Raw genomic sequence first — 10,340 nt, forward strand, 5'->3', positions numbered from 1 at the left:
GACACGAAAAAAAATCTGCCATTTACGGCAGATGCGTTATTTGCAATTCAGTTAATTTCTGTGATAATTTTGCTGATACGTCTTTCCAGTGTTCTTATACCCCCATGTCCGGAATGCTTGTGTCGCAGCCTGCCGTCTTGATCAAATAAATAAAATGCAGGAACGTATCTGGTTTTAAATCGACTTGTCAGTTGATGGTCATTATCGATTAGAATCGGCTGTGAAATATGGTGTGCTTCAGCCGATCGGCGTACCTCCGCCCGTTCATAATCACCTTGCGTACGCGGCATATGAACTGCGATCATGGCCAATCGCCCATCATAACTATTGTATAATTGATTAAGCTTAGGGATGGCGTTTTTGCATGTTTCACAGCTTACCGACCAAAAATAAACTAACACCGGAACCTCGCCAATCCAATTTGTTTTTGATAATGGTTTGCTGTTAAGCCAATCCGTTGCGCCTTCCAGCCCGGGCATCTGATCTCTTAATTTCACATTTATAACCTCCAGCAAGTGCTAAATTTGCTCCATTATTATATATGCCTGAAAGAGTATTCCTGTCACTGGAGATTCAAGTTTAAACAGCAGATAAGAGGGTAAATTGAAATTGTAGCTTGCTGTCAAATAATTGAAGGGAGAATACATATGAATATCTTTGGAATTGAATTTGATTTAGCCAGTTTATTAAGCAGCGTCGTGCCAGTTGTTTTACAAATTGGTTTAATGATTTTGGCATTTATTATTCTAGTTCCGATTGGCAAGAAACTTATCGAAAAATCGTTAAACAAAGCAGGGTCGAACCAAAAACTATCGCCGACAAGGGTTAAAACACTTGAAAAACTATTATTAAACGTATTTTCCTATATAATGTTTTTTGTCCTAGTTTTAATGCTATTCGGTGTACTGGGCATTCCACTGGGACCGCTTTTGGCCGGAGCAGGTATTATTGGACTTGCCATAGGCTTTGGAGCCCAGGGGCTTGTCAGTGATATTGTTACGGGGTTCTTTATTTTACTCGAACGACAACTTGAAATTGATGACTATGCAACGACGGCGGGATATGATGGTATTGTTGAGGAAATTGGGTTACGGACAACTAAGATCCGCAGCTTCGACGGCACATTAAATTATGTGCCAAACCGCTATATCGAAGGGGTCGCCAACCACACCCGCGGTAATATGCGTGCGCTTGTTGACATTAGTATTCAGTATAATGACAATATCGATAGGGCCATAACAGTTCTGGAAGAAGTCTGTGAAGGGTTCAAAGAAGATGAACGGTTCAAGGAAGGTCCCGACGCCATCGGAGTGCAAAGTTTCGGTTCAACCGATATTGTGCTGCGTGTTGTCGGCCAGACTGAGAACGGTCTTCAGTGGGAATGTGAACGTGAAATGCGCAAAGCAATAAAAGCAGCCTTTGACCAGGCTGGTATTGAAACACCATTCCCGCAGCAAGTTGCTGTGCATACAAAACAATAAGGACTTAAAAAGCTTCGGTTCAAGTGAAACCGAAGCTTTTTGTTATGTTTACCTGTGTAATTTCTCTTGGACCATGTCACATACTTCTTGTGAATTCATTCCCTCTGCGTTAATAACAGGACCGGCAATGCTTGCAGTTGACATTCCCATTACATCTTTATCCTGTCCTGAAATAACACAGCAATCACAATAAGCCGTATCTTCTTCCGAATGCAAGTCAACTACGTCATGACCCATTTCAGCCAATGATTCCTTTACCTCAGTCAAAGTTCCTTCTACTCCAATACGTGCCATTTTGCATACCTCCTTTGATACAATCCGATTCCATTCTAGGATTGCCAAAGGTGCAAGACGTATGCATTCGACGTATTAATCAGCAGCATCTTCATTCTACGAACAGTCGTAAAATCAAGTATCAGCTTGGAACGTATAATAATCACGTTTCAGCTGCTTAAGGATAACTCTTCTTGTCACGATACCATCAAAATAGCCATCCTCATCCGCAACGCATACAAACGGATAGTTAATAACAACTTTTAAACCTTCCATAAATGAATCAGTCTTTGATAAGCATGGTATGTCCGAATTCATTGCCTCTTCCACTGTTATATCAGATAACTTTTCCATTTCGAATCGTTCCAGTCCAAGGACTGTGTTCAAAATCCTCGTCTTCCCAATCGTTCCGACGAGCTTATAGGATGAATCCAGTACAGGAACGGCTGAATACCCCGATTTTACAAGAATAAGCAAGGCATGCTCCAGGGGATTATTTATTTGAACATGCGCAACTTTTTCCGATGAGATCATTAAATCATCAATAACAATATCCGTTAATTTTTTATCCTGTGTTGCACTCATATAAGACACTCCTTTTCGAATCTTAAAATTAAGGAGTCAGTTATATATTGACTACATATTTAGTTTACCATAGGACATGATCCAGTTACATCGTTTAACCTCATTCACCTGAAAATTTACAAAAACATTCATTTTCATGACGACTTCGACACGCCATAAACATTTCAGTATTAAGTCATATTCTTAAAATGGTTGTGAATTAAGCCATTGACCGCCATCCATTGTTACAACCTCACCATTAATATATGCTGCTTTCTCAGATATTAAAAAATGTGCCAATTCCGCAATTTCCTCCGGTTCGCCCAATCGTTTTAAGGGAACAGAATTAACGGTTCGTTTAGCCGCTTCCTCGGATTGAAACAATTTTCCGGCACCGCCAGTTCTGTCGATAGGCCCCGGCGCAATCGCGTTTGTCCGAATGCCATATTTGGCCCCCCACTCGACCGCCAATGTCCGTGTAAGGTTAAGCACACCTGCTTTTGCAGCGGAAGAATGTGCAACGCCCGCTCCGGCTCGCCAAGCGTACGTGGCCACCATATTTAGAATTGACCCTTTTATGCCGTTATCTATCCAGTATTTGCCGACTTCACGACTGCAGTAAAAGGTCCCGTTCAACACGATATCGATTACAGCATTCCAACCGTTAATGGATAAGTCTTCAGCTGGTGCAATAAAATTTCCGGCTGCATTATTAACGAGATGATCAATCCTGCCGAACGTGTCTACAGTTTCCTTTGTCATCCGTTCAACATCTTCCGGTTTTCGGACGTCCATCGCAATTATATGTAACGTTCCTTCCGCTGTTTCATCCAATTCATCTTTAGTTGATTGAAGCCTTTCCGCATCACGACCGGTTATCACAACATTGGCACCTTCATCGGCAAATTTTTTTGCCATATATTTGCCCATGCCGCTTGACGCCCCTGTAACAATAATCACACGATTCTCCATTATAACCCCCCCCTGCTTTTCCTGACTCTACTAATTATGATAATTTTTGCTGACAAAAAAGTCAAAATATTTCAAGGACAATACTACTTCGCATTTTACATCAGATAGAAAGATATGGAACGATTAAATTTGTAATAAGAACGTGCCATATCTTTGTACTTATATTTCACCATGTTTGAAAATAAGGTATTATGGAAAATAGGTGCTTACTAATCTTAAAGAGGTAGAGAAATATGAACAGACGTACATTTCTTAAAAGGTCAATCGGCAGTCTGCTTGCTTTTATTGGCCTGAGCGGCGGCACATATTATTATGCACGGGAAATTGAGCCGTTTATGCTTGACATTAAACATGAAGAACTCGCTTCATTCAAAATCCCAACGTCATTCAACAACTTTAAAATCATACAATTTTCCGATACGCATGTCGGCTATCATTATTCCACCGGCCAGTTAGCAGAGCTTGTCGATACAATTAACAGCCAACAGCCTGATTTAGTCTTGTTCACCGGTGATTTGGTTGATGAACCCCAGGCATATCACTGGGACGATAAAATTGTGCAGCATCTTCAAAACCTCCGGGCAAAACACGGGAAATATTGGGTATATGGAAACCATGATCATGGAGGGTATGGTACAGAAACTGTGAAAAAAGTTATGGACAACGGTGGTTTCACCTTGCTTCAAAACAATCATGTTAACATTCAAATTGATAATAACCAGATTACCCTGGCAGGGATTGATGATGTGATGTTGGGGAGTCCGGACCTTCAAAAGACGTTAGAAAATGCAGATCCGGATTTATTCACAGTGCTTCTCTCACATGAACCCGATTATGCAGATAACGCGATCGAATCTCCTGTTGATGTTCAGTTATCGGGCCACAGTCATGGAGGTCAAGTGCGCTTGCCATTAATCGGTCATTTATACACACCGCGCTATGCAGAAAAATATGTTGAAGGTAAACATACATTGCAAAACGGCAAATTGACACTTTATGTCAATCGTGGTATTGGCACAACACGTTTGCCATACAGATTCTTATGCAAACCGCAGATACACGTCTTTTCGCTGACAGCTCAGCAATCGTAACAGTTTGTCCATAGTTTTTATGAAGGAACCATGCTAAAATTTATTGTAAGTATTGCTAGGAGGAAAACTATGGTGAACTATATAAGGTTATCGTTGTTATTGTTTTTATTATTGTTTTTGGCAGCGTGCGGTGATCAATATAATGGTGATTTTAAATATGAAGTACAGGACTTCACATTTACAAACCAGGATGGCGAAGAAGTAAGTAAAAGTGACCTTGATGGAAAATTTTGGGTCGTTGATTTCATTTTCACGAACTGCACAACAGTCTGCCCGCCGATGACGGCAAATATGGCTGATTTGCAGAATCAATTAAAAGAAGCCGGCTTGCAGGATGAAGTGAACCTCGTATCATTCAGTGTAGATCCTGAGCGTGATGATCCAGAAACATTAAAGGCATATGCTGAAGCCCGCGGAGGAACTTTTGAAAACTGGAATTTACTGACAGGCTATGAATTCGATACCATCAAGGAATTTTCGATTCAATCATTCAAATCAGCTGTTGAACAACTTCCTGATTCGGACCAAATTATGCATGGCACAAGCTTTTACATCGTCACTCCTGAAGGAAATGCGATTAAAAATTACGACGGCCGTAAAGCTGCAAATATGGAAAAAATCGTAGAAGATATTAAGGATATGTCCTAATTAAGAGCGGACTCACCCGCTCTTAATTTTGATTGAAAAAGGACAAGCAATAATGTACGATGGATACAAACAATAAACTTCTTACCAGAAAGGAGCGTCAACGAATGGCTGAAAAAGAACCTATCCCGCTTGAAGATCTTGGCAAAGCGCTTTTCACCATTAATCGCCACGCAAAAACGGCTCCAGACCCCAAGCATCTCTATTATCTAAAGAAAGAATCGATCAAGCGCTTATTACAAGAGAAACGTGCTGAAAAAATCGGCTTACACTACTCAGACAACCCAAAGTTCAGTAATCAGCACTCAACTCTTTTAGTTAAAGTGGACAAGTATTTTTTTCATATCCCTCCGGAAAAAGGCGACTTCAAAGATTTTAAGCATCTAGGCAAACTTGATCAAAACTACCGGAACCCCTCAACAAAGATGTCACTTTCACAAGCCAAAAAAATAGTCTACCGCTACATCGACTGGCAGCCAGCAGCCAAAGACCCACAAAGGAACCCCGGCAAAAAAAAATACCGATCTTCCTATTTTACACCCTCTTCCCTCGGGAAAATGGAATGGCCTCCAACCAAATTCAAAAGAAAGTCCCATTAGAAAGCACTTGATTCCAAGTGCTTTTTGGTTTAATAAAAGCTTAAACAAGGGTAATGTCATATAAAGGGAGGTATCAGGATGACGATTGAAATGGAAAATTTTCTTTATGAACTAAAGAAACAGGCGATGCAAACCCATACGCTGAAAGACGCGTACGAGACACTGACTCCCGACGAACAACAAAGAATCAGCTCCTTAGCCCCTGCAGGCCAGTCAATGCCAACTGAACAGGCACGCACCACGTTTGAATGGTACAACAATATGCAGGAAGCACACGGCATTAAGGACACTGATGGAGGCAGGCGCGCGTACTGACTATGCGCGCTTTATTTTTTTCCGAAAAGCAAACTTAATCAGACGACCTGCCACAAGACAACCGCCAAAGATTGCTAGACTATGCAATCCTGAGGCAAGCCACTTCATTTTGAAAGCTGCCGTCAGCTCAATCCCTGCGAATAAAAACAAAAGGATAATGAAGCTTGTTATAACGTAATTTAATAGTCTCACAGCTTTGGATTGAATCAGCCAGATAATGACCGGCTGTATCAAATAATACATTAGCGCAGTGGCTATAATAATGACAACATATGCGTAATCAACTGCGTCAACCAATGACGTCCCCCACGCGTATACCGCTTGCCAGCCAACCATTTCATTCACCCCATTTTTCTTATTATTCACTATAACCAATCAATTCTTTATTATACATTGGATGCTCTCTGATATAATGACAGTATTGTACGATTGGGGGAATTGAGTTGAATAGAGCTTTTTTCTTCATTATGCTTGGTGCTGCACTTTGGGGAACGATAGGCTGGTACGTAAAAAACTTATACGCCTATGGCTTCACACCAATGGAAGTCGTCACGCTCCGGGTTTGGTCAGCAGCAATTTTAATCATTGTATTTCTATTGTTAACTTCTCCAAACAAACTGCGGCTCAACGCTTTCTCTGATTTAAAGTATTTTATCGGAACCGGTGTCTTCAGCATTGTCTTCTTTAATTTTTGCTTATTTACCGCGATTGAATTATCAACCATTCCGGCAGCAACCGCACTTTTATATACCGGGCCTGCCTTTGTGACAGTGCTGTCATTTCTTTTATTTCAGGAACCATTGACGAAACCTAAAATCACTGCTCTATTGATTACGCTGATCGGATGCGCACTTGTAGTCGGACTGATTCCGATTAACCTGGACACATTTCACATGGGGAGTATATTATTCGGCTTGGGTTCAGGGTTTGGCTACGCGCTCTATAGCATTTTCAGTAAATTTGCATTAAAGAAGTATACCAGTTTAAGTATTACAGCATATACATTTATTGCAGCTGCTGTTTCATTACTGCCCTTTTTCCCGTATCAGAAAAAATTACCGCTTCTTGCTGATCCGGCTGTTTTATTTTACGCGGTGGGACTTGGTTTTCTTCCAACAGCGTTTGCTTATATCATTTATACATATGGACTCAACAAGACAGAAGCCTCCAAGGCCTCCATACTGACAACCATAGAACCGGTTGTCGCAACATTAGTCGGGGTATTTATTTTTCAAGAAGCATTTTCAGGGGTTCAGTTCCTGGGGATGGCTTGCATAATAGGAGCGGTCATTATTATTCAAATCAGCTCACGGAAAAAAATAAATGAGGCAAATCCCCAATAAGTGATATCCATCACGACATTCCTGACCAAAATCCATTATGATCGGTGTAAGTTAAATGACAGGAGGTAAGTTTTATGACCGAATTTACTGCAGAACATACACCGGCTGAAGTTGTGAAAGTGTTCCCTAAAGCCAGTGATTTATTTAAACAGCGTCGAATCGATTTTTGCTGCGGAGGTGACCGTCCGCTTGGAGAAGTTTTTAAAGAACGCAACATAGATGAAGTGGCTGTGATGGATGAATTAAACCATTCCTTCCAGGATTGGCAAAAGGAAGATCATGAAGTTGTTGACTTGGATACAAAACCACTCTCAGAGTTAATCGACCATATTGTCCACTCACACCATGCCTACTTATATGAAGAACTTCCTGCGCTAGGAAAATTTGTTTCAAAAATATTTCGGGTGCATGGTAAAAATCACCCGCATTTAAAAGAGCTTCACCGGTTATATAATGACTTTAAAGTCGATATGGAAGAGCATACGGTAAATGAAGAGGAAAATGTGTTTCCATTGATTAAAGAATATGAACACAATCCCAACGAGGAACTGCTTGAACGGATTAAAACAGCTAATGGTGGGCTTGAGGATGACCATGACGCCTCGGGCAATATCCTAAAGCATATCCGTGAAATAACCAATGGTTTCCAGCCTCCGAGGGATGCATGCAATTCTTATCGCATTACTTATGCACGGCTTGCCGAACTGGAAAGCGATACTTTCCAGCATATACATTTGGAAAACCATGTGCTGTTCAAGCGGCTTTAAAGGTCAATAGAAAGAGAGAGCATATCAGGATGCTCTCTCTTTTTGCTTTTCTTATCTGAAAATGGTGCCAAAAGCCACTTTATGATATTATGAGGTTAGCGAAATATACGATTTATCCCGCATGTAACTGACAGTAATCCCCCGCCTCAACTATTCGAGTAATCGATGAAGATCAGGCGAGGGCTCAACTGCCAGTAAATGTCCGATTCGTTTATCTAACAATCAGTGGGGAAAGAACGATATCTCCCACTGATTGATGATTCACTTTACCTTATCAGAATCTTGACTGGTCTCTTTTTTATCAAGACGCTCTTCAACTGAGTCGATTTTTAGTTCATTTTCCCATAACTCTTGCTTATTTTGTTCAACCAGTTCTTCAAAGTTTTGAAATCTTGGTCGCATACGTTTACACTCCTTTGCTGGTTCTCATTTATGCTATACCCGGATTTATATAATTTTAACCTGAATTATTTGAACATTTTTCAAAGATTTCATTGAGAGAATATTTTAAACACCTTATGACGCGCTGATAATTACAGGAGTAATTCAATCGCAGTATTTGTTAGATAAAGCATCGGTACGTGCCCAGCATCTGAAGGGAAAAATATTGGATTATATAGGAAATTAAATTGCATAAAAGAGGAAGGCTGTACTGCCGTATAGAGGATAATGGGTCCAGCAGTTTTTTGTTACCATTAGGCAACATCATTACTTAAAGTCGAGGTTTATTCACCGCTTTTTTAACTGTTGGTTTGTTTCATTGATTCATAGAGGTTTAATAAATTATCAAGTTCTTGACTTGTTGTAATCGCTTCTTTACTGGTAAAACCTTTTTCCAAGGCTATTTTTGTCATCTTATTTCGTAGGAACTCAATGCGACCCAAAAGCTTGTCAACGGCACACATATTGTTTAATTAACACCTCCATTTCACAGCTTATTCAACTTTAGCACATTACAACAATAAATGACAAGTTTCAATATGTAAAAATTATTTATGAAGGGGATAAATATGTATTATAAACGAAATGAGTCTTTTCGATTCACTTTTAATGAGCCAGTTGCAGGAAAATTGACCAAACACGAGGGAAACGACATGACAACAATCGACGTTGATTTACTTGACGTGAGCACGCAAGGAGCTAAACTAAAATGTGTTAACACAATCGAGCTTAATAAAAACACGCCAATATTTCTTGTTTTCCAATTAAATACAGTTTCGTTTCAGGCAGCCGGAAATGTCGTATGGATTAAAAAATATCCGCAATCATTTGAATTTGGAGTTCACCTTGATACGGATGAAATGTTTCAGCAAAGCATCACGCAACAATTGAAACAAATCGCCAGACAACGAAATAAATAAATGTAATTCGGAATTATCTCAATACCCAACTGCGTCGTATTATTAAAGCGAAGACCCCCGTTCCTTGGATTTCGAAGCAACACGAAAGGGTGAAACAAATTGAATAAGACGAAAAAGAAAAATAGCTGGATCGAATTATTAAAAGTCATTCTTATAGCTCTGCTGATCGCTTTTTTTCTTCGCACGTTTGTCCTTGTTACCTCTGTTGTTGAAGGAGAGAGCATGGCACCGACACTTGAAAATGGCGAAATAGTTCTTTTTAATAAATTCACTTATCTATTCGATGACCCTGAACGAGGTGATGTCATCATCATCGACAGACCGCGGAAAAATTATGTGAAGCGCGTTATTGCTTTACCCGGAGAGACAGTAGCAGTAGATGGAGAAACGTTATATATTGACGGAAAAGTATATGAACAGACATTTATTACCGACACGACACGGCATTACACGGGGCAAATCGGACCAGTCGAAGTTCCTGAAAACAGCTATTTTGTAATGGGAGATAACAGACAATTAAGCAAAGACAGCCGCAACGGTCTGGGGTTTATTAATGCGGACAACATAACTGGAAAATCTGAATTCGTAATCTTTCCGTTAAAGGAGTGGTCGATGACAAAATAAAACAGAGGGTCAGAATCACCGACTGAATATCTGACCCTTTATCAAAACTTACTCATTATCAAACATACAGTAGCCAATATTAAGTGCAAGCAATCCGAAACAAACAATTCCAAACGCCGTTTCCCATACCTCCATAAGTTTACCTCCTTAATACGTTATGTATAAAAACTAACACCTCTACCCTATCATACCAATTTAAGCGATTTAGATAAAGCGAAACTTCATTCAGCGGATGAATTTCCCGCTGAATGTTAGTTGAGCAGAATCAGACATTTAAGGACAGTTAGCTGCCGTATTCCGGCAGC

Annotated in this window: 16 protein-coding genes; 9 read left to right on the forward strand and 7 right to left on the reverse strand. The window is 40.2% G+C overall.

Annotated features, from left to right (window positions below; all coding sequences use genetic code 11):
• Nucleotides 1-47: 47 nt before the first annotated feature.
• On the reverse strand, nt 48-497 hold the full coding sequence (locus BMZ22_RS07710) for a TlpA family protein disulfide reductase (protein WP_090083894.1): 450 nt from the start codon (nt 495-497) through the stop codon (nt 48-50).
• 150 nt (nt 498-647) lie between these two features.
• Between BMZ22_RS07710 and BMZ22_RS07715 the strand changes: the two genes are divergently transcribed.
• The gene (locus BMZ22_RS07715; protein ID WP_090083896.1) at nt 648-1,481 is read left to right on the forward strand and encodes a mechanosensitive ion channel family protein; all 834 of its coding nucleotides are present in this window, start codon (nt 648-650) and stop codon (nt 1,479-1,481) included.
• Nucleotides 1,482-1,529: 48 nt separating this feature from the next.
• Here BMZ22_RS07715 and BMZ22_RS07720 read toward each other — a convergent pair whose 3' ends face one another.
• The 3 genes from BMZ22_RS07720 to fadH all read right to left on the reverse strand — a co-directional run bounded on the left by BMZ22_RS07720 (nt 1,530) and on the right by fadH (nt 3,290).
• The gene (locus BMZ22_RS07720) at nt 1,530-1,775 is read right to left on the reverse strand and encodes a YkuS family protein (protein WP_090083898.1); all 246 of its coding nucleotides are present in this window, start codon (nt 1,773-1,775) and stop codon (nt 1,530-1,532) included.
• Between the two features lie 114 nt (nt 1,776-1,889).
• Nucleotides 1,890-2,339 carry a cyclic-di-AMP-binding protein CbpB gene (gene cbpB, locus BMZ22_RS07725; protein WP_090083900.1) on the reverse strand — a complete coding sequence of 150 codons (450 nt, stop codon included), beginning with the start codon at nt 2,337-2,339 and terminating at the stop codon, nt 1,890-1,892.
• 183 nt (nt 2,340-2,522) lie between these two features.
• The gene (gene fadH / locus BMZ22_RS07730; protein WP_090083903.1) at nt 2,523-3,290 is read right to left on the reverse strand and encodes a 2,4-dienoyl-CoA reductase; all 768 of its coding nucleotides are present in this window, start codon (nt 3,288-3,290) and stop codon (nt 2,523-2,525) included.
• Nucleotides 3,291-3,523: 233 nt separating this feature from the next.
• Between fadH and BMZ22_RS07735 the strand changes: the two genes are divergently transcribed.
• From BMZ22_RS07735 to BMZ22_RS07750, 4 genes are all read left to right on the forward strand, one after another.
• Nucleotides 3,524-4,381, forward strand: coding sequence for a metallophosphoesterase (locus tag BMZ22_RS07735; RefSeq protein ID WP_090083905.1), 858 nt, complete (start codon nt 3,524-3,526; stop codon nt 4,379-4,381).
• 69 nt (nt 4,382-4,450) lie between these two features.
• Complete coding sequence (locus tag BMZ22_RS07740) at nt 4,451-5,029, forward strand: SCO family protein (protein ID WP_090083908.1); 579 nt, start codon at nt 4,451-4,453, stop codon at nt 5,027-5,029.
• Between the two features lie 104 nt (nt 5,030-5,133).
• On the forward strand, nt 5,134-5,625 hold the full coding sequence (locus BMZ22_RS07745; protein WP_090083912.1) for a YkyB family protein: 492 nt from the start codon (nt 5,134-5,136) through the stop codon (nt 5,623-5,625).
• A gap of 78 nt (nt 5,626-5,703) precedes the next feature.
• A complete protein-coding gene (locus tag BMZ22_RS07750; protein ID WP_090083916.1) occupies nt 5,704-5,940 on the forward strand; it encodes a hypothetical protein in 237 nt (78 codons plus the stop codon).
• Here BMZ22_RS07750 and BMZ22_RS07755 read toward each other — a convergent pair whose 3' ends face one another.
• Nucleotides 5,941-6,306 (reverse strand): hypothetical protein, encoded by a 366-nt coding sequence (locus BMZ22_RS07755; protein ID WP_218144028.1) that lies wholly within the window; start codon nt 6,304-6,306, stop codon nt 5,941-5,943. It abuts the gene before it with no gap.
• A 77-nt stretch (nt 6,307-6,383) separates the two neighbouring features.
• On the opposite strand from BMZ22_RS07755, the gene BMZ22_RS07760 reads away from it, so the two are divergent.
• Both BMZ22_RS07760 and ric read left to right on the forward strand, forming a co-directional pair.
• The gene (locus BMZ22_RS07760; protein WP_090083921.1) at nt 6,384-7,283 is read left to right on the forward strand and encodes a DMT family transporter; all 900 of its coding nucleotides are present in this window, start codon (nt 6,384-6,386) and stop codon (nt 7,281-7,283) included.
• 74 nt (nt 7,284-7,357) lie between these two features.
• The gene (gene ric / locus BMZ22_RS07765) at nt 7,358-8,050 is read left to right on the forward strand and encodes an iron-sulfur cluster repair di-iron protein (RefSeq protein WP_090083924.1); all 693 of its coding nucleotides are present in this window, start codon (nt 7,358-7,360) and stop codon (nt 8,048-8,050) included.
• A gap of 261 nt (nt 8,051-8,311) precedes the next feature.
• On the opposite strand, the gene BMZ22_RS16755 is transcribed toward ric, so the two are convergent.
• Nucleotides 8,312-8,452 (reverse strand): FbpB family small basic protein, encoded by a 141-nt coding sequence (locus BMZ22_RS16755; protein WP_143069966.1) that lies wholly within the window; start codon nt 8,450-8,452, stop codon nt 8,312-8,314.
• A gap of 338 nt (nt 8,453-8,790) precedes the next feature.
• Complete coding sequence (locus tag BMZ22_RS07770; RefSeq protein WP_090083927.1) at nt 8,791-8,955, reverse strand: aspartyl-phosphate phosphatase Spo0E family protein; 165 nt, start codon at nt 8,953-8,955, stop codon at nt 8,791-8,793.
• A gap of 105 nt (nt 8,956-9,060) precedes the next feature.
• On the opposite strand from BMZ22_RS07770, the gene BMZ22_RS07775 reads away from it, so the two are divergent.
• Both BMZ22_RS07775 and lepB read left to right on the forward strand, forming a co-directional pair.
• Entirely contained in the window at nt 9,061-9,411 is a 351-nt protein-coding gene (locus BMZ22_RS07775; protein WP_177183373.1) for a PilZ domain-containing protein, read from the forward strand.
• 99 nt (nt 9,412-9,510) lie between these two features.
• A complete protein-coding gene (gene lepB, locus BMZ22_RS07780; protein ID WP_090083932.1) occupies nt 9,511-10,035 on the forward strand; it encodes a signal peptidase I in 525 nt (174 codons plus the stop codon).
• The last annotated feature ends 305 nt before the right edge of the window (nt 10,036-10,340 follow it).

Source organism: Lentibacillus persicus (assembly GCF_900112705.1).
Taxonomy (GTDB): domain Bacteria; phylum Bacillota; class Bacilli; order Bacillales; family Amphibacillaceae; genus Lentibacillus; species Lentibacillus persicus.

Excerpts from the sequence above, each read along its gene's own strand:
- cbpB (WP_090083900.1), bottom strand. The coding sequence starts at position 2,339 with ATGAGTGCAACACAGGATAAAAAATTAACGGATATTGTTATTGATGAT.
- BMZ22_RS07720 (WP_090083898.1), bottom strand. The coding sequence starts at position 1,775 with ATGGCACGTATTGGAGTAGAAGGAACTTTGACTGAGGTAAAGGAATCA.
- BMZ22_RS07735 (WP_090083905.1), top strand. The coding sequence starts at position 3,524 with ATGAACAGACGTACATTTCTTAAAAGGTCAATCGGCAGTCTGCTTGCT.
- ric (WP_090083924.1), top strand. The coding sequence starts at position 7,358 with ATGACCGAATTTACTGCAGAACATACACCGGCTGAAGTTGTGAAAGTG.
- BMZ22_RS07745 (WP_090083912.1), top strand. The coding sequence starts at position 5,134 with ATGGCTGAAAAAGAACCTATCCCGCTTGAAGATCTTGGCAAAGCGCTT.
- BMZ22_RS07715 (WP_090083896.1), top strand. The coding sequence starts at position 648 with ATGAATATCTTTGGAATTGAATTTGATTTAGCCAGTTTATTAAGCAGC.
- BMZ22_RS07775 (WP_177183373.1), top strand. The coding sequence starts at position 9,061 with ATGTATTATAAACGAAATGAGTCTTTTCGATTCACTTTTAATGAGCCA.
- BMZ22_RS07750 (WP_090083916.1), top strand. The coding sequence starts at position 5,704 with ATGACGATTGAAATGGAAAATTTTCTTTATGAACTAAAGAAACAGGCG.
- BMZ22_RS07770 (WP_090083927.1), bottom strand. The coding sequence starts at position 8,955 with ATGTGTGCCGTTGACAAGCTTTTGGGTCGCATTGAGTTCCTACGAAAT.
- BMZ22_RS16755 (WP_143069966.1), bottom strand. The coding sequence starts at position 8,452 with ATGCGACCAAGATTTCAAAACTTTGAAGAACTGGTTGAACAAAATAAG.
- fadH (WP_090083903.1), bottom strand. The coding sequence starts at position 3,290 with ATGGAGAATCGTGTGATTATTGTTACAGGGGCGTCAAGCGGCATGGGC.
- BMZ22_RS07740 (WP_090083908.1), top strand. The coding sequence starts at position 4,451 with ATGGTGAACTATATAAGGTTATCGTTGTTATTGTTTTTATTATTGTTT.